Source organism: Herminiimonas fonticola, from assembly GCF_040395855.1.
Lineage (GTDB): Bacteria > Pseudomonadota > Gammaproteobacteria > Burkholderiales > Burkholderiaceae_D > Oxalicibacterium > Oxalicibacterium fonticola_A.
Window position 1 is genome coordinate 38396 of record NZ_JBEBPO010000006.1, and the last position, 19026, is coordinate 57421.

Annotated in this window: 15 protein-coding genes; 11 read left to right on the forward strand and 4 right to left on the reverse strand. The window is 53.9% G+C overall.

Annotation, left to right across the window (positions count from 1 at the left end; translation table 11 throughout):
• Nucleotides 1-3: 3 nt before the first annotated feature.
• The 8 genes from tadA to nadC all read left to right on the forward strand — a co-directional run bounded on the left by tadA (nucleotide 4) and on the right by nadC (nucleotide 8971).
• The gene (tadA, locus tag ABWP27_RS01970; protein ID WP_353152865.1) at nucleotides 4-516 is read left to right on the forward strand and encodes a tRNA adenosine(34) deaminase TadA; all 513 of its coding nucleotides are present in this window, start codon (nucleotides 4-6) and stop codon (nucleotides 514-516) included.
• Nucleotides 517-672: 156 nt separating this feature from the next.
• Nucleotides 673-1473, forward strand: a complete 801-nt coding sequence (locus ABWP27_RS01975; protein ID WP_353152867.1) for an esterase/lipase family protein — start codon at nucleotides 673-675, stop codon at nucleotides 1471-1473.
• Nucleotides 1474-1501: 28 nt separating this feature from the next.
• The gene (locus tag ABWP27_RS01980) at nucleotides 1502-2416 is read left to right on the forward strand and encodes an alpha/beta fold hydrolase (protein ID WP_353152869.1); all 915 of its coding nucleotides are present in this window, start codon (nucleotides 1502-1504) and stop codon (nucleotides 2414-2416) included.
• 13 nt (nucleotides 2417-2429) lie between these two features.
• Nucleotides 2430-3407: a muramoyltetrapeptide carboxypeptidase gene (gene ldcA, locus ABWP27_RS01985; RefSeq protein ID WP_353152871.1), complete on the forward strand. Its 978-nt coding sequence runs from the start codon at nucleotides 2430-2432 to the stop codon at nucleotides 3405-3407.
• A gap of 161 nt (nucleotides 3408-3568) precedes the next feature.
• Complete coding sequence (locus tag ABWP27_RS01990) at nucleotides 3569-4903, forward strand: sensor domain-containing protein (RefSeq protein ID WP_353152873.1); 1335 nt, start codon at nucleotides 3569-3571, stop codon at nucleotides 4901-4903.
• Nucleotides 4904-5163: 260 nt separating this feature from the next.
• Nucleotides 5164-6765 (forward strand): ABC-F family ATPase, encoded by a 1602-nt coding sequence (locus tag ABWP27_RS01995; protein ID WP_353152875.1) that lies wholly within the window; start codon nucleotides 5164-5166, stop codon nucleotides 6763-6765.
• Nucleotides 6766-6962: 197 nt separating this feature from the next.
• Nucleotides 6963-8102, forward strand: coding sequence for a quinolinate synthase NadA (gene nadA, locus ABWP27_RS02000; RefSeq protein WP_353152877.1), 1140 nt, complete (start codon nucleotides 6963-6965; stop codon nucleotides 8100-8102).
• Nucleotides 8099-8971: a carboxylating nicotinate-nucleotide diphosphorylase gene (nadC, locus tag ABWP27_RS02005; protein ID WP_353152879.1), complete on the forward strand. Its 873-nt coding sequence runs from the start codon at nucleotides 8099-8101 to the stop codon at nucleotides 8969-8971. The genes nadA and nadC overlap by 4 nt, the downstream gene beginning before the upstream one ends.
• A 108-nt stretch (nucleotides 8972-9079) precedes the next feature.
• Here the strand turns inward: nadC and nadB are convergent, their stop codons facing one another.
• A complete protein-coding gene (gene nadB / locus ABWP27_RS02010; RefSeq protein WP_353152881.1) occupies nucleotides 9080-10684 on the reverse strand; it encodes an L-aspartate oxidase in 1605 nt (534 codons plus the stop codon).
• Between the two features lie 289 nt (nucleotides 10685-10973).
• Between nadB and ABWP27_RS02015 the strand changes: the two genes are divergently transcribed.
• On the forward strand, nucleotides 10974-12293 hold the full coding sequence (locus tag ABWP27_RS02015) for a dicarboxylate/amino acid:cation symporter (protein WP_353152883.1): 1320 nt from the start codon (nucleotides 10974-10976) through the stop codon (nucleotides 12291-12293).
• Nucleotides 12294-12361: 68 nt separating this feature from the next.
• Here ABWP27_RS02015 and ABWP27_RS02020 read toward each other — a convergent pair whose 3' ends face one another.
• From ABWP27_RS02020 to ABWP27_RS02030, 3 genes are all read right to left on the reverse strand, one after another.
• Nucleotides 12362-15004 carry a sensor domain-containing protein gene (locus tag ABWP27_RS02020; protein WP_353152885.1) on the reverse strand — a complete coding sequence of 881 codons (2643 nt, stop codon included), beginning with the start codon at nucleotides 15002-15004 and terminating at the stop codon, nucleotides 12362-12364.
• On the reverse strand, nucleotides 15001-16227 hold the full coding sequence (gene purT, locus ABWP27_RS02025; protein ID WP_353152887.1) for a formate-dependent phosphoribosylglycinamide formyltransferase: 1227 nt from the start codon (nucleotides 16225-16227) through the stop codon (nucleotides 15001-15003). The genes ABWP27_RS02020 and purT overlap by 4 nt, the downstream gene beginning before the upstream one ends.
• A gap of 221 nt (nucleotides 16228-16448) precedes the next feature.
• Nucleotides 16449-18113, reverse strand: coding sequence for an MFS transporter (locus tag ABWP27_RS02030; protein ID WP_353152889.1), 1665 nt, complete (start codon nucleotides 18111-18113; stop codon nucleotides 16449-16451).
• A gap of 273 nt (nucleotides 18114-18386) precedes the next feature.
• Between ABWP27_RS02030 and ABWP27_RS02035 the strand changes: the two genes are divergently transcribed.
• The gene (locus tag ABWP27_RS02035) at nucleotides 18387-18833 is read left to right on the forward strand and encodes a PaaI family thioesterase (RefSeq protein WP_353152891.1); all 447 of its coding nucleotides are present in this window, start codon (nucleotides 18387-18389) and stop codon (nucleotides 18831-18833) included.
• Between the two features lie 31 nt (nucleotides 18834-18864).
• A partial coding sequence (locus ABWP27_RS02040; protein ID WP_353152905.1) for an SDR family NAD(P)-dependent oxidoreductase occupies nucleotides 18865-19026 on the forward strand: 162 nt, incomplete at its 3' end.

The following is a 19026-nucleotide window of genomic DNA, read 5'->3' on the forward strand; positions in this document are numbered from 1 at the left end:
CTCATGGCGGATGCAAGTCAGGATGTGACGCAGGACGAGATCTGGATGCGGCAGGCGCTGGATCAGGCACACAACGCCTGGGCGCTGGGTGAAGTTCCGGTGGGCGCCGTGGTCGTCAAGGATGGGCAAGTCATTGCCACCGGCTTCAATCAACCGATAGGCACGCACGATCCGACCGCACATGCAGAAATCATGGCCTTGCGCGCTGCGGCAACCATACTCGGCAACTATCGTCTTCCCGGTTGCGAACTGTATGTCACGCTCGAACCCTGCGTGATGTGTTCGGGTGCGATGATGCATGCGCGGCTTGCGCGTGTGGTGTTCGGTGCATCGGATCCAAAGACCGGCGCCTGCGGCTCTATCGTCAATCTGTTCGAGCAGAATCAGCTCAATCATCACACGCAACTGACAGGCGGCGTGCTGGCGACGGAATGCGGAACATTGTTGAAAGATTTTTTTGCCGAACGTCGCAAGGCAGCGCAAGCAGCAAAACTGGATGACTCCAATCCTGGCTGACGGTCACTCTGCCAGTGCCCATGGTGCGTAGCGCTTTACCCAGACATCTTCCGTTTCCTGATCCCTGATCCTCATCGTTGAACCACGCGCTGTCTGCGCACTCCAATCGAGTAATCATGGCTGGTTTGCCATTGTTTCGCCAGGGAGAAAGTCCTCATGGATGCACCGCGTTCCGCCGAAGCCTCTGTTCAGGATCAAACACTGAAGCCGCCCAGCCTGTTGCTGCTGGCACTGGAAGCGCGTGCGCCGTGGGAATTTGGCGCATCCTTGCTGGCGTTTCCCTTGCTGAAAAATGGTCCGCGCGGTGACGGTCATCCGGTGATGGTGTTGCCGGGCTTGATGGCAGGCGATGTCCTAACTTTGTTCTTGCGCAAATTCCTGCAGGGCAGCGGCTATACGGCCTACACGTGGGAACAAGGCTGGAATCTTGGGCCGCGCGAGGGCGTGCTCGACGCATGTATCGCGCGTGTCAGGGAGTTGCGCGAAAAGCATGGGCAAAAAGTCAGCCTTATAGGCTGGAGCCTGGGTGGGATTTTTGCGCGTGAAATTGCCAAGGCATTACCGAATGATGTGCGTTTGGTGATTACATTGGGTTCGCCGTTTACCGGCCATCCGAAGGCGAATAATGTGTGGCGACTGTATGAGGCAGTCAGCGGTAAAACCGCAATCGACAATGTTCAGATTGCCGAAATCCGGAAACCGCCGCCAGTGCCAAGCACCTCGATTTTCAGTCGTAGCGATGGTATTGTGTCATGGCAATGTTGCGTCCAGGAAGACGGTGAACAGGCAGAAAATATCGAAGTCCATGGCAGCCATACCGGTATGGTCGTCAATCCGGCGGTTTTGCATGCGATTGCCGATCGACTTGCGCAAGCCGATGGAAAATGGCGGCGCTTCGACAGGGATGGTCATCAAGGTATAAAAAAATGCATTTATCGCGATCCAAAGCGCGCATAAGTTTTAACTATTTTTTGAAAGTTTCAGTTTGCCTATCGCTAAAGTAAATGATCTCGATATCTGGTACGACACGCAAGGCGATCCAGGCAATCCACCGCTTTTGCTGATTGTTGGCTTGGGAATGCAATCGGTATCCTGGCCGGAGTCGTTTTGCAAGGGCTTGGTGGAGCGTGGTTTTTATCTGATCCGCTTCGACAATCGCGACAACGGCCTATCGACCAAGCTGCATCATCTTGGCAAGCCAAATACGCTGCTGGCCGTGATGAAAATGGCGTTGCGCATGAAGCTCGCTGCCGGTTACAAACTCGATGATATGGCGGCGGATGCGATTGGCCTGCTGGATGCGCTCGATATTCCGAAGGCGCACATTGTCGGTGCCTCGATGGGCGGCATGATTGCGCAGATCGTTGCAGCTCGTTATCCGGAACGCGTACTCAGCTTGACTTCCATCATGTCAACCAGCGGTCGTCGCGGCTTGCCGGGGCCGACACGCGCGGCGCGCAAAGTACTTTTCTCTGCGGCGCCAGATCCGAAAAATCACGCCGCTTTGACGGAACACTTCGTCAATATGATGCAAGTGATAGGCAGTCCGGCTTATCCGACGCCGAAGGAAGTTTTACAGGGACGGGTCGACTACACAATCAAACGCAGTCTGGAGCCGGTAGCCACAACACGGCAACTACTGGCAATCGGCGCATCCGGTGATCGCGTTGATCTTTTGAAAAGCATTGCAGTACCTACTTTAGTCATTCACGGCATTGAAGATCCGCTGGTACCGATAGCTGGCGGTCGTGAAACGGCAAGTTTGATACCGAATGCCGTGATGTTGGAAATCGCCGGCATGGGGCATGATTTGCCGGATCAGCTCGCAGAGGAAATCACAGCAAAAATTGCTGTGCATTGCCATGCTGCAGATGAAGTAAAAGTCGTCGCGCCGGTATAGGCAGAATAAAAGAATGAGCAATCAATTGAATCAGGATATACGACAAGCATTGCTTGCAAACAAACCAGAAGGCCCGCTAGTCGCGATCGTTGCGCCTAGCGGTTACGCACCGTTGCCGGGTGCTGTCGAACGCGGAATCGCGATCTTGCAAGCGCAGGGCTGTCGTGTGCGTAACTTCACGGATTCTGCCACCAGATTTCAGCGCTTCGGTGCCAGTGACGATGCACGTATCGCGCAACTGTATGCCGCTACGCAAGATCCGGAAGTCGATATCGTGCTGGCATTGCGCGGCGGTTACGGTTTGACGCGTCTGTTGCCTGAGCTGGATTTTTCGCAACTGGCCGCAAGCGGCAAGCTGTTTGTCGGTCACAGCGATTTCACCGCCTTGCAGATGGGCTTGCTGGCGCAGACCGGCGCCATGAGTTTTTCCGGCCCGATGCTGTGCAACGATTTTGCCCACGATGAGTTGAGCAGTTATACGCTGAACAATTTCTGGCAATGCCTGACGCAACCTGTGCACACGATCACGGCGCAAACAGAAGGCAATCCCCGGTTGCAGGTCAAAGGCACGCTATGGGGCGGCAATCTGGCAATGCTGACGCATTTGGTCGGTTCGCCATGGCTGCCGAAAATAGAGGGCGGCATTCTGTGTGTTGAAGACATCAACGAACATCCGTATCGCGTCGAACGCATGATGCTGCAGTTATTGCATGCCGGCGTGCTGAATGGACAGCAGGCGGTATTGCTGGGCGATTTCTCAGGTTATCGCCTGACTGATTACGATAACGGTTACGACTTTGCGCCTATGGTGGAATATTTGCGGGCGCATTTGCCGGTGCCGGTGTTGACAGGGCTGCCGTTTGGACATGGGCGGGACAAGGCGACGCTGGTGCTTGGTTCTCGGGCTGAGCTGGTTGCGGATTCAGTTTCGTTTTCGCTGACGATGTCTGGATATCGCTCACTAATCGACAGAAAAATTTCTCTGGATTAGTGTACTGTCTTTTAAAATCAAACTCGGTGCAAGCAAGAGCAGATACGACTGCTGAGTTTTCTCTATCATTTGCTAGTGGTGATGACGTGTGGTGGGTGTGATTGCGGTACATTCAAGTCATGCTTGCATCATTTTTTAATGCACCATAATCCTCTGTAAAAATGATATATCAAGAACCAGTTGCCAGCTTCATGGACCTCATGATGGATGCTGTCTTCGCGGTCGATGCCGATGGACGCGTCATTTTCGTCAGTGCTTCGTGTGAGCGAATTTTTGGTTACACCCAGCAGGAAATGATCGGCAAGATCATGTTCGATATGATGGTGCCGGAAGACCGGGATCGAACTGCGCAGTCCGCGCGCGAAGTCATGGCCGGACATCCACAACTGAATTTTGAGAATCGCTATATCCGCAAGGATGGAAAAATAGTACACATCATGTGGTCTGCCCGCTGGTCGCCTGCCGACCAGTTACGGATCGGAGTCGCGCGTGACATTACAGAACACAAGCAAGCCGAATCAATGCAGGCTTTGCTTTATTCAATTTCCGAAGCGACATATGCCACTGACGATTTGATTGTGCTGTTTCAACGCATTCACCAGATCATCAGCACCGTACTGCCTGCCAATAATTTTTCCGTTACCTTATACGATGAGGAAAAAGACCAGCTGAGTTTTCCTTATCGTGTGGATGAATACGATACTTCGGAAGTCTCCAAACCTGCCAGGGGGACGCTCTGCGCAGAGATTATCCGTACCGGGCAGCCCTTGCTGTTGACGCCAGAGACGATGAACGACCGCCTGCAAACCTTGGGTATCGCTGTCGACAGTAATTTGCTTTGCTGGCTAGGCGTACCGCTCAAGTCCCACAAGGGAATGATCGGTGTTCTCATGCTCAAGAGCTATCTGGGTGGCGTGTGCTATAGCGAAAGAGACCAGCAGTTGCTGCAGTTTGTTTCAACCCAGATTGCCAACGCGATCGAGCGGCAGCAAGCGCAAATTCGGCTACAGCAGATGGCGCAGTACGACCAACTGACGGGTCTTCCTAATCGCGGCTTTTTGTACGACAGACTGAAAGTCGCTCTATTAACAGCACGGCGTGAGCATTTACGGTTTGCCTTGCTTTATCTTGATCTGAATAAATTCAAGCAGGTCAACGATACGCTGGGACATGATATCGGAGACTTGTTGTTACAGGAATTTGCCAAGCGCTTGAAGAATTGCATGCGCGAATCGGATACCGTAGCGCGCGTCGGTGGTGATGAGTTTGTCGTTCTGCTTCAAGGGATTCCATCGCTGGAGCAGGCGGCATTAGTGGTAGAGAAAATTCGCAGTTCTTTCAATCAGCCATTCAATATAGATGGCCATATCTTGAACGTTATGCCGAGTATCGGGATTGCGCTCTATCCGGAACATGGTGATGACGAACATCAGCTTCTCAAGCATGCCGATCAGTCCATGTATCACGATAAAAGCCACAATCATCAAGGGCGATGAATATGATTCAAATGTCGCCTGATGCCCAGTAACACTTTGGCAATGAACACTCGCTTGTTGTTTGACAAGTCATCTTACAAACTGACTTGCCCATACGGCTTCTGAAGCGCTTTGCTGGAGCTCCCTGTGCGTCGAACAGGGGAAGCGGGGCCGGCACGAGCAGGGTAGTCGAGCAAGCGAACTCCCAAACGCAGCCAGACCGGCCCCCAAAATGGTAGAATGCCCAGTTACCCAAATTCATATCTGCAAAGGCATTATCAGTGTTATCGACAGCAAATATCACGATGCAATTCGGCCCCAAGCCGTTGTTTGAAAATATCTCCGTCAAGTTTGGCGACGGTAACCGTTACGGCCTGATTGGCGCCAACGGTTGTGGCAAATCCACCTTCATGAAAATCCTCGGCGGCGATCTGGACCCGTCGGCGGGCACTGTCATGCTCGATCCGAACGAGCGTCTGGGTAAATTGCGCCAGGATCAATTTGCGTTTGAAGAAATGCGCGTGCTGGATGTCGTGATGATGGGGCATACGGAAATGTGGGCGGCGCTGTCGGAACGCGATGCGATTTACGCGAACCCTGAAGCAACCGACGACGATTACATGAAGGCTGCCGACCTCGAAGCGAAGTTTGCCGAGTACGATGGCTATACCGCTGAATCGCGTGCCGGCGAGCTGTTGCTGGGTGCCGGTGTTGCGATCGACCTGCATCAGGGGCCGATGAGCAATGTCTCGCCAGGCTGGAAGCTGCGCGTATTGCTGGCACAGGCACTGTTCTCGAACCCGGACATTCTGCTGCTTGACGAACCGACCAACAATCTGGACATCAACACGATCCGCTGGCTGGAAGATGTGCTTAACGAGCGCAACTCGACCATGATCATCATTTCACATGATCGCCACTTCCTGAATCAGGTGTGTACGCACGTCGCCGATATGGATTACGGCACGCTGAAGATTTATCCGGGCAACTACGACGACTACATGTTTGCTTCGACGCAGGCGCGCAATCAGCAACTGGCGAACAACGCGAAAGCAAAAGACAAGGTTGCCGAGCTGCAGGAGTTCGTTCGTCGCTTTGCTGCGAACAAATCCAAGGCGCGTCAGGCGACATCGCGCGCCAAGCAGATCGAGAAGATCAAGGTCGACGACATCAAGCCATCGTCACGCGCTTATCCGTTTGTACGTTTCGACGGCGAGAAAAAACTGCATCGCCTGGCAGTGGAAGCGGAAACCATTTCAAAAGCATTCGACCGCCAGCTGTTCAAGAACTTCAGCATCATGGTTGAAGCCGGCGAACGTATCGCGATCATTGGCGCCAACGGTGCCGGTAAAACCACCTTGCTGCGTTGCATAGGCGGCGAGGAAATCACCGGACTGGCCGCCGATCAGGGGCGCGTCAAATGGGCAGAGAACGCCAACGTCGGCTACATGCCGCAAGATCCGACCGAGGATTTTGCCAGCGACAAGAATCTGACCGACTGGATGGGGCAGTGGACGCAGGAAGGCGACGATGATCAGGCAGTACGTTCGATACTCGGTCGCTTGCTGTTCGGCGGCGACGATGTGAAGAAATCGGTCAAGGTATTGTCCGGCGGTGAAAAAGGACGCATGACCTACGGCAAGCTGATGCTGGGCCGCCACAATGTGCTGCTGATGGATGAGCCGACCAATCACATGGATATGGAATCCATCGAATCGCTGAATATTGCGCTGGAAAAATACGCCGGTACGCTGATTTTCGTTTCGCATGACCGTGAATTTGTTTCCTCACTGGCAACGCGTGTGCTGGAAGTGAAAGACGGCGAAATCATCGATTTCCAGGGTACATACGAGGAATACTTGTCCAGCCAGGGTATCGAGTAATTGCTGCAAATAAAGAGCGCGACGTGGAATATCCCCGTCGCGCTTTTTTACGCTTGAAATCCGACTTTCCTCTGAGCGTGCATGACTCTGCCCTCAGAGACAAATGACGCTACAATTTGCCTGAACCGTAATTACGAATTCACAGCTTAAATTCATCGCATACTTTTATGCGTATTCAATACCGACATTGAGCAGCCATGCAGACCCAATCTATCAAAACCGTTGAATTTGAACGTCCCGCGATGGAAAGCGGCACCAGTTGCGTCGCCCACGCGTGGGCACGCACGCCAGCCACGCCATCGCGGGAGGAAAAAATCGCCCTGAAGGAGCGCATCAAGCGCTTGTTGAAAGAACGCGAAGCCGTACTGGTTGCGCATTACTACGTCGATGCCGATCTGCAGGATCTGGCGGAAGAAACCGGCGGCTGCGTCTCCGATTCGCTGGAGATGGCGCGCTTCGGTCGCGATCATCCGGCCAAAACGCTGGTGGTTGCCGGCGTCAAGTTCATGGGTGAAACGGCAAAAATTCTGAGCCCTGAAAAAACTATCCTCATGCCTGATCTGGATGCGACCTGTTCGCTGGATCTCGGTTGTCCTGTCGATGAGTTCAATGCCTTCTGCGATGCGCACCCGGATCGCGTCGTGGTCGTGTACGCCAATACCAGCGCGGCAGTGAAGGCGCGTGCCGACTGGATGGTGACTTCATCCATCGGTTTGAAGATCGTCGAGCATCTGCATGCGCAAGGCAAGAAAATCCTGTGGGCGCCGGACAAGCATCTGGGCGGCTATATTCAAAAACAGACTGGTGCCGACATGCTGCTGTGGCAGGGCTCCTGTCTGGTGCATGATGAATTCAAGGCAGTGGAACTGGAACTGCTGAAGAAGGAACATCCACTGGCCAAGGTGCTGGTGCATCCGGAATCGCCCGCTGCCGTCGTGGCGCTGGCCGATGCGATCGGCTCGACTTCGCAACTGATACACGCCGCGCAAACCATGGACGCACCGGAATTCATCGTCGCTACCGACAACGGTATTTTGCACAAGATGAAAATGGCCGCGCCGGGAAAAATTTTCATCGATGCGCCGACTGCCGGTAATAGTGCGACCTGCAAGAGCTGCGCGCATTGTCCGTGGATGGCGATGAACGGCTTGCAGAATCTGGCTGATGTGCTGGAGTCAGGCCGTAATGAAATTCACGTCGATCCTGAAATCGGTCGCAAGGCAACCGTTTGCATCGATCGCATGCTCGACTTTGCTGCCGCGCAAAAAGCCAATGTACGTCCATCCAGCGATCTGGCGAAAGAAGAGAAACTGTTTTCAGGAATAGGTCCGGCATGAGTTTGCTGCGCAATCCGTTTGCCCCTTTCGATGCTGCGCTGACAGTAGCGTTTGAAGCCAATATTGTGGCGGCGCTGGCTGAAGATGTCGGTAGCGGTGACGTCACCGGCAAGCTGGTGCCGGAACAAGAAATCGTGCAAGCCCGTGTGATCGTGCGTGAAGCGGCCGTATTGTGTGGCGCACCGTGGTTTGAAGCGGTAATGAAACAGGTGGACGCGCACATACGCGTCGAGTGGCGTTATGCGGAAGGCGATCTGATGCAGGCCGATAGCGAAGTCTGCGCCATCGAAGCGCCCGCACGTGCCTTGCTGACGGCTGAACGCGCTGCCTTGAATTTCCTGCAATTGCTGTCCGGTGTTGCCACGGCTACGCGTGAATACGTCGGCATTGTGGCCGGTACCAGGGCAGCGATTCTGGATACGCGTAAAACGCTGCCGGGACTGCGTTTGGCACAGAAGTATGCGGTACGTGTCGGTGGTGGAAAAAATCAGCGCCTGGCGCTGTATGACGGCATTCTGATCAAGGAAAATCATATTGCAGCAGCCGGCGGTGTAAGTGCAGCGATGAAAGCAGCCCTGGCGCTGAATGCCGGTGTCACGATACAGATAGAAGTCGAGAACCTGCTTGAGTTGAAGGATGCATTGGCGGCAGGTGCGCAATCGGTGTTGCTGGATAATTTTTCGCTGGCGGATATGCGAGAGGCGGTTGCCTTGACGGCTGGTCGTGCGTTGCTGGAGGCGTCAGGTGGTGTGAGCCGGGAGTCGGTGCGGGCGATTGCGGAGACTGGAGTCGATCGGATTTCGATTGGTGCATTGACCAAGGATGTACGGGCTACTGATTATTCATTGCGGATTGTTGGGACGAAATAGGATTTGTTTTTATGAAGGAAGCCGCTTTATGCGGCTTTTTTTATTGGTGGCCATAAAAAAATGCCGTTCAGTCAAAAACTGAACGGCATTTTCACCAAATACCCTATCTCAATGCTTGCGATCAGGCGACAAGACGCTAGGCAAGGCCTTAGGCAGTGTATCCGGATAATCCCGGCTGTAATGCAGGCCGCGGCTTTCACGGCGCGACAATGCGCTGTTGACGATCAACGAGGCCACTTCAACCAGATTACGCAATTCCAGCAAATCCGGCGTGATGCGGAAGTTGGCGTAGTACTCGTCAATTTCTTCCTTCAGCAAGCGGATCCGATGCTGTGCACGTTCCAGTCGTTTGGTGGTGCGCACAATGCCGACGTAATTCCACATGAAGCGGCGCAGTTCTTCCCAGTTATTGGCGATGATGACTTCTTCATCGGCATCGGTGACGCGGCTTTCATCCCAGGCTGGCAGGCTGACATTTTTTTGCTTGGGTTGCGCATCGATGTATTGGGCTGCGGAGCGTCCCAGCACCAGACATTCGAGCAGGGAATTGCTTGCCAGACGATTGGCGCCGTGCAGGCCGGTGCAAGTGGCTTCGCCGACTGCATACAGGCCGGGCAGGTCGGTGCGGCCGGACAGATCGGTAATCACGCCGCCGCAAGTGTAATGCGCAGCCGGCACGACAGGAATAGGTCCCTTGGTCATGTCGATGCCGAGTTCCAGGCAGCGTGCCATGATGGTAGGAAAGTGTTCCTTCAGGAATTCCGGCGGTTTGTCGCTGATATCGAGATCGACATAATCGATACCACGTTTTTTCATTTCGGCATCGATGGCGCGCGCCACGATATCGCGCGGCGCCAGTTCGGCGCGCTCATCGTGCGAGGGCATGAAACGCTTGCCACGATTTTTGCCGGCAGTTACCGGTAATTTCAGAACGCCGCCTTCGCCGCGCACCGCTTCCGTAATCAGGAAGGATTTTGCGTATGGGTGGTACAGGCAGGTCGGGTGAAACTGGATAAATTCCATGTTCGCAATGCGGCAGCCGGCGCGCCAGGCCATCGCAATGCCGTCGCCGGTAGCCGTGTCGGGATTGGTGGTGTACAGATACACTTTGCCGGCGCCACCGGTAGCCAGTACCGTGTGTTCGGCGGAGATCGTGATGACCTTGCCGGTTTTGACATCCTGTACATACAGACCGAGACAGCGCGGGACGCCCTTTTTTTTCTCCAGGATATCGGACGTGATGACGTCGATCGCGTAATGGTGTTCCATCAACGTGATGTTCGGATGCGCGCGTACTTTTTGTTCCAGCGTCACCTGCACCGCGTGCCCGGTGGCATCGGCAGCATGGATGATGCGGCGCTGGCCGTGGCCGCCTTCGCGCGTCAGATGGAAGCCGAGTTCGGCACTGGTATCGGGCGTGAAGGGCACGCCTTGCTCGATCAGCCATTCAATCGCTTCGCGCCCGTGTTCGAGGATGAAGCGGGTAGCAGGCTCATCGCACAAGCCGCCGCCGGCGACCAGCGTATCGGCCACATGTTCATCCACGCTGTCCTTGGAATCGAGCACCGCAGCAATCCCGCCTTGCGCCCAGCTGCTGGCGCCATCGAGCAGGGTACGTTTGGAAATAACAGCGACTTTGCGGGTTTCCGCCAGGTGGAGGGCAACGGTAAGGCCAGCCAGTCCGCTACCGACAATTGCGACATCAAATTTCATAAATATTTATATTAAGAAAAAGTTTGTCCATGACTATATTCGATTTAGCGGCTTGCCGTGTAATTTGCATATCGAAAATGTGCCTTTTCGTACAGCATGAGACATGAGAAAAACGTTAAGAACAGTCGATTTAATGCTGGCAATGCATGATTTATTTTCATAGTAGCGATTGAAAAACAGGCATACGATGATGAACACTTTAGGCATGTAACTGGGCCGCGTACGAAGCTGTCTGCCAAACAAGAAACATGGAGTCAAATAGCTCATGTTTCATCTAGGAAAAAGAAAAATGTCCAAGCCGCCGCTCTATAAATCCTTGTACGTACAGGTTATTTTTGCCATCGTGATTGGAGTCCTGCTGGGGCATTTTGCGCCGGAAACCGGTACTGCGATGAAGCCTTTCGGCGATGCCTTCATCAAGCTGATCAAAATGATCATTGCTCCTGTGATTTTCTGCACGGTTGTGATCGGGATTGCCGGCATGGAGGACATGAAGAAAGTAGGCAAGACCGGTGGCATGGCACTGCTTTACTTTGAAGTGATGAGTACGCTGGCACTGATAGTCGGTCTGCTTGTCGTCAATCTGCTGCAGCCAGGCGCCGGCATGAATATCGACGTCAACTCGCTGGATATTGCCAGCATCGCAAGTTACACAGCGCCCGGCAAGCTGGAAACCGTGACAGATTTTCTGTTGCACATCATCCCATCCAGCATGATCGATGCATTTGCCAAAGGCGACGTGTTGCAAGTGTTATTGGTGTCGGTGCTGTTTGGCTTCGCCCTGCATAAACTGGGTGGGCGCGGCACGCTGGTATTCGATTTCATTGAGAAAATTTCCCATGTGCTGTTTTCCATTGTCGGCATCATCATGAAAGCCGCACCGATCGGCGCGTTCGGCGCGATGGCATTCACGATAGGAAAATACGGCATCGCTTCCTTGCTGTCGCTGGGAAAATTGATGGGCACCTTCTATCTGACCTGTCTGCTCTTCATTTTCGTCGTGCTGGGCACCGTGACGCGCCTGCACGGTTTCAGCATCTGGAAGTTCGTCAAGTACATCAAGGAAGAATTACTGATCGTGCTGGGAACGTCGTCGTCGGAATCCGTATTGCCGCGCATGATCGCCAAGATGGAAAATCTGGGTGCGAAAAAATCGGTGGTCGGCCTGGTTATTCCAACCGGTTATTCATTCAACCTGGACGGCACTGCAATCTATCTGACAATGGCTGCGGTGTTTATTGCACAGGCGACCAATACCCCGATGACTTTGATGCAGCAAATTACCTTGCTGGCAGTGCTGTTGCTGACATCAAAAGGCGCGGCAGGGATTACCGGCAGCGGCTTTATCGTGCTGGCGGCAACCTTGTCTGCGGTCGGTCATGTGCCGGTGGCGGGGCTGGCGCTGATTCTGGGCATTGATCGTTTCATGTCGGAAGCACGCGCGCTGACCAATACCATCGGTAACGGCGTTGCCACGCTGGTCGTGGCGCGCTGGGGCAATGATCTGGATATGCAGACCTTGCATGCGCAACTGAATAATGAAACGCTCATGGCTGCCAATGAGCCGGAAAAAATACTGGATATGGTCAATACCAAACTGGACGTGTGATCTCTGCGGTGGTGGACGAATCGGCTCAAGCCAGCAACAGGACTTTTAATACGTCATGGTGGCAGAAGTTAGCCGAGCGAAAATTGATGGCTGGAGCAGATCAGCGTTTCCGCCTCTTCGGCTGACAGCGGCGGCGAGAAGATGAAGCCCTGTCCCAGATCGCAGCCCATTTTCTGCAACTCATGAATGTGGGCTTTTGTTTCGACACCTTCGGCCACGGTCTGCAGATTCAAGGTTTGCGCCAGCGCCATCATCAAACGAATGATTTCCCTGTCGCTTTGCTTGGTGTCCAGGCCGTGCACAAAAGTCTTGTCGATTTTAAGTATGTCGATCGGCAGTTTTTGCAGATAGGCGAGAGATGAATAACCGGTGCCGAAATCGTCCAGCGCCAGGCGCAAGCCGAGTTTCTTCAGCAAGGCCAGATTTTCTATTGTCTGCAGCGGATTGGCCATCGCAGACGTTTCAGTCAGCTCCAGTTCTATCGTATGCGGCACTACGCCGCTACTATCGAGTATCTCGCGCACCTGAGTAAAGAACGAGGTATGCAGCAACTGTCGCATCGAGACATTGACGGCGACCGTGATGTCGCCCATTGCCGGGTAGCTGGCTTGCCATGCCGCGAGTTGCCGGCAGGCCTGTTCCATTGCCCACATGCCGATCGGCACCACCATGCCTGAGGTTTCGGCGATAGGGATGAATTCGTTGGGCGAGATCACGCCGTATTCCGGGCTGTTCCAGCGCAACAGCAATTCAAATCCCCTGACGCTGCCATCGACCAGCGAGACTTTAGGCTGATAGGCCACCGACAGTTCATTGCGCTCGAGTGCAAAACGCAATGCCACATCCATGCGCGCATGCTTGGTCGATTTGCTCTGCAGCGCGGCATCGTAGATTTCCACACGATTGCGGCCGCGCTCCTTGGCCTGGTACATGGCGGCATCGGCTTCGCGGATCAAATCGGCAGGCACCTGATGATCCGGACTCAATTGCGCAATACCGATGCTGATTTGAATCTTGACGGCGACATTGTCGAAGATCAGACGTTCGGATACGGCGCGTGCAATGGCCTTGGCCTTGACGCTGCTTTCCGCCAGTGAAGAGTTGGTCAGGATCACGAATTCATTGCCGCCAAAACGCGCAACGAAGTCGCTTTCCGGCAAGACCGCAACGATGCGTTTGCTGATTTCAAGCAGGCATTGATCGCCGAAGTCGTGGCCGTGCGTATCGTTGATACTCTTGAAAAAATCCAGATCGCAGAACAGCATGGTCAGGCTGGATTGACGCTGCCGGCTGGTTTCCATCGCAGTGGCCAGCGTGTTGACCAGATAACGGCGATTCGGCAAATCGGTCAGCATGTCGTGCATGGCCTGATACTCGATTTGTATTTCGGTCGTCTTGCGTTTGGTAATGTCACGTGTGACACCGAGTATGCCGATGATGTTATTCCTTGCATCGCGCAATGGATATTTGCTGGTGTGGAACCACAGATGCATGTCGCTGCGCCAGAATCCCGGTGCTTCCATATCCTGCAGCGGAATGCCGGTTTGCATGACTTGCTGATCCTGCTGCTGGATTTCATCGGCGATTTTGCGTGCGCTGAATTCATCGTTTTCATTCGCCATCTTCAGACAGATGTCGTAGACGGTTTTGCCGCGCAATTCGTCTTCGCTGGAATAACCGAAGCGCCGCTGGAAAACCTGATTGCTGACGGTGAAGCGTCCTTCGCTGTCCTTGACATAGATCATCGAGGGATTGAGATCGAGCACGGCGCGCAGCAGTGCCGTTTCCTCCTGCAGTTTCAGCTCGACATCCTTGCGCAGCGTAACGTCCTCTATGCTGAATACGAGGCCGTTGATGGCCGAGTCGTGCAGCATGTTGTAGCCGCGCGTTTCCAGCCACACCCAGTGGCCATCCCTGTGCCGGGTGCGATGGCGCGAAAATATCGTGCTGTGCGGCGTATCGCGCAAATGACGTAATTTCCCCTTGTGTTCTTCTTCGTCGTCCGGATGCAGAATGGGCTTGATTGCATTGCGCAGGATTTCTTCATAGCTGTAACCGATGACTTCCTGTAATGCAGGATTGGCAAATTTGATGTGATAGTCGGCATCGGTAATGATGAAGATGTGACGCGTCACCCGCGCAATGGCATTGAAGCGGCGTTCGTTGGTGCGTGCCTGGCTGAGTGCAATGCGATTGATGTTGAGTGTTTTTGCCAGCAGCAGCGATAGCCAGCCGATGCAAATGGTGGCAAATAAATCGGGCAACCAGTCGCTGGCGGTGGCGCCCAGATATACATTGAGACGGTAACCGATCAGCGCCAGTGCCGCGATGCACAGTATCGCAATGCGGTGACGCAGCACCAGTGGAAATACACCGGCAATGGCAATCAGCCACGGCATCGGCAATGCCGGCATGGTGTTTTGCGCAGCCAGTACGGCGATGGAGAATGAAGCGACCGATACTTCTGCCAGTAGAAATTTTTCACTGAGCAGAATCGCTGTGCGCAGCCAGAAGTAGCGTATGAAGGCAATCGCCAGCAGGGTGAGCAGAAGCACCACGATGCTCATGCTGATGGGCGTCAGGCTCAGATGTTTTGCATACACCAGCAGCATGATGTGGAACAGCAACGTCGCATAGAGCAATAGCGAAGCGGTGCGGAAGATATCGCTTCCTGCCAGAACACCTACGGCACGAAGGCGTGTTTCGTTCATCTGTTATGCACCACCACCGGTTTGATCTTTGTCGCTGCGGCCTTGGCATTGTTGCGTGCGGTGTCGACATCGACAGCAACAGCCAGTGCGACTCCCATGCGACGCCGAGCGAACGATTCCGGTTTGCCAAACAGGCGCACATCGGTGCCGGCGACTTGCAATGCATCGGCCACTCCCTCAAAGGCGATGACTTCGCCATCGTGCTGGCCATAAATGACGGCTGAAGCAGCCGGAGTTTTCATCGCCACATTGACTGGCAGGCCGAGTATGGCTTTGGCATGCAATTCAAATTCGCTTTGTTCCTGGCTGGCGATGGTCACCATGCCGGTATCGTGCGGACGCGGGCTGACTTCGGAGAACCAGACCATATCGTGCTTGACGAACAGTTCTACGCCAAACAGTCCGAGACCGCCAAGGTTGTCGGTCACTTTTTTTGCGATGTCGTGCGCTTTCTGCAGCGCACCGGGATGCATGGCTTGCGGCTGCCACGATTCCACATAGTCGCCGTTGACTTGCAGATGACCGATAGGTTCGCAGAAATGCGTGTGCGTTTCGCCATCGGCGCCTATGGCGCGTACGGTCAGCAAGGTGATTTCGTAATCGAAATCGATAAAGCCTTCGACGATTACACGGCCGGCATCGACGCGTCCGCCGGCGGCAGCGCAATCCCATGCGGCTTCAATATCGCCGGCACCGTTCAATTTCGACTGGCCTTTGCCGGATGAAGACATGACCGGTTTGACCACACAGGGATAACCGATTTCGGCGCAACCAGCCTTGAGTTCCTTCAGGCTGTCGGCAAAACGATAAGGTGACGTGGCGACGCCCAATTCTTCCGCTGCCAGCCGGCGTATGCCTTCCCTATCCATTGTCAGCCATGCTGCGCGTGCGGTGGGAATCACGCGCACGCTACCGGCATTTTCCATGTCGAGCAGGGTCGCAGTGGCGATGGCTTCAATTTCGGGTACCACCAGATCCGGTTTTTCCTGATTGATCAATGCCGCCAGCGCCACGCCGTCGGTCATGTCGATCACATAGGCGCGATGGGCAACTTGATGACCAGGCGCGTTGGCGTAGCGATCCACTGCAATCACTTCAACGCCCAGACGCTGTAGTGAAATGATGACTTCCTTGCCCAATTCGCCGGAGCCCAGCAGCATGATTTTGGTGGCGCTATGAGTCAGGGGAGTACCGATACGGGAGATGGTGTTGCTTTTATTCATGGCGGGAAATTCTGTGGATATGCGAGTACCCGTATTGTCTGCAAGAAGATTTTATTGGCATCCCGACAATAACAAATCCTGATCGATTTGGACAGCGCAAATTACTGCCGTCACATGTTTTTTATCAGAAAAAATTTGAATCTTATAAAGCAAAAAAAAACTGCCAGAAATATTCTGGCAGTTTTTATTCGAAGCTTGCTCGAATGAAAGACTAATGACGTTTAATCGTTGGCGTAGATATCATTGTCCTTGGTTTCACGAACGAAGATCATGCCGACGACGAAGGTCATCAACGCAATGATGATCGGATACCAGAGGCCATAATAAATATCGCCCTTGAACGCGACCAGCGCAAATGCCGTGGTTGGCAGCAAGCCGCCGAACCAGCCGTTACCGATGTGATACGGCAGCGACATCGACGTGTAGCGGATACGGGTCGGGAACATTTCAACCAGCATGGCTGCAATCGGGCCGTACACCATCGTCACGTAAATCACGAGGATGAACAACAGCAATAACGTCATGCCGTAGTTGATTTGTGCCGGATCTGCCTTGGTTGGATAACCGTGCGCCTTGATGGCATCGCTCAGCTCTTTCGAGAAAGCCTTGTCCTTGGCAGCCGCATCTTCTTTCGACAAACCTTTGGCGTCGTAAGACGTCAGCAGGCTATCGCCAACCTTGACCGTTGCCACTGTACCTGGTGCTGCGTCCTCATTCGAGTAGGCAACCGAAGCAGCAGCGAGTTTCCCTTTCACGATGTCGCATGACGACGTGAATTTCTTGGTGCCGGTCGGGTTGAACTGGAATTGGCAGGTTGCCGGATCGGCAGTAACCACCACTGGTGCATCTTTCAATGCAGCTTCCAGCGCGGGATTGGCATAGTGTGTCAAGCCGCTGAAGATAGGGAAGTAGGTCAGCGCAGCAATCAGGCAACCGGCCATGATGATCGGTTTGCGGCCGATTTTATCGGACAGCGTACCGAAAATGATGAAGAACGGCGTTGCCAGCAGCAGCGAGGCCGCGATCAGGATGTTGGCGGTGGACAGGTCGACCTTGAGCGTTTGCGTCAGGAAGAACAGGGCGTAAAACTGGCCGGTATACCAGACCACGGCTTGACCTGCGGTCAGACCGATCAGTGCCAGGATAACGATTTTCAGGTTGCCCCATTTTGCGAAGGCTTCGGTCAATGGTGCCTTGGACGTTTTGCCTTCCGCTTTCATTTTTGCAAACGCTGGCGATTCAGCCATCGACAGACGGATCCAGACCGAGATCCCCAGCAGGAAAACCGAAACCAGGAACGGAATGCGCCAGCCCCAATCGGCAAACGCTGCTTCGCCGATTGCAGTACGTGTTCCCAGAATCACCAGCAGCGACATGAACAAGCCCATGGTCGCAGTGGTTTGGATCCACGACGTGAATGCGCCGCGCTTGTCATGCGGTGCATGCTCAGCCACATAAGTAGCTGCGCCGCCGTACTCTCCGCCCAGAGCCAGGCCTTGCAAGATACGCAGAATGATCAGAATGATAGGAGCGGCGATACCAATCGATGCATAGTTAGGCAGCAAGCCGACGATGAAGGTTGAGCCACCCATGATCACGATCGTGACGAGGAAGGTGTATTTGCGGCCGATCATGTCGCCCAGGCGGCCGAATACAATAGCGCCGAACGGTCGCACGATAAAACCGGCCGCGAATGCCAGTAGCGCAAAGATGAACGCCGTGTTGGGATCGGTGCCGGCAAAAAACTGCTTGGCAATAATGCCGGCCAGTGAACCATATAGATAAAAGTCATACCATTCAAATACAGTACCCAGGGAGGAGGCAAAAATAACTTTGCGTTCCTCCGGGGTGATGCCGTTGCGTCCGGCTGTCGCTACTGTGACCATGCTCGTCTCCTTAATAATTATTAATGGAATGCGTGTGCACATTCCTTGTATTGGGTAAGCGAGTCGAGTGTGCGACTAAAACCTTACGGGATACTTGCATTAAACTTACGTAATGCTTACATATGCAAATGAGTAAAAACGCTATTCATCCAGGCTGAAACTCCTGTTCTGGCAGCGTTTTCATAGGGTGAGCGGGCGCAAAATTTCTGCCTAAGTTTGGTACGCGACACGGATGGCTCTAAAATGACGCCATTTTGCAACTGAAAAATACCAATGACGAAGCCATCCCATAGTCCTGCTGCCAACGCAGCCTCATCCTCGATTCCCTTTTTGCAGGAGCTCGGCATCCATGTGGTCGAATCCGGTGGCGGCCAGGCGCAAGTAGAGCTGATCCTGCAGGCGCGTCATCTGAATGGCTGGCAGGTTGCGCATGGCGGAGTGATCATGACCATGCTGGATAACGTGATGTCGCTGGCCGGACGTTCGATGGAACCGAATATCCGCGGCGGTGTAACGATAGAAATGAAGACCAGCTTCATGCAACCGGGTGGAACAGAAGGTTGCCGCCTGCTGGCAAAAGGCAAGGTCGTGCATGCCTCGACCAGCATTTATTTTTGCGAAGGCGAATTGTGGAATGGCGACAAGCTGGTGGCCAAGGCCAGTGGCACCTTCAAATTCATTCGTCGTACCGACGTTGCGAAAAAAATGACGCCAGCGTGATTACCCATTCGTATTTCAGGCAAAGGCAGGCATGAAGGATTTTCACGGAAAAGTCGCTGTCATTACGGGTGCCGCCAGCGGCTTCGGCCGTGAATTTGCGCATGTCGGCGCGCGACTGGGCATGAAACTGGTGCTGGCCGATGTGCAGCAGGATGCACTGGAGATAGTCGCGGCCGAATTGACGGCACAAGGT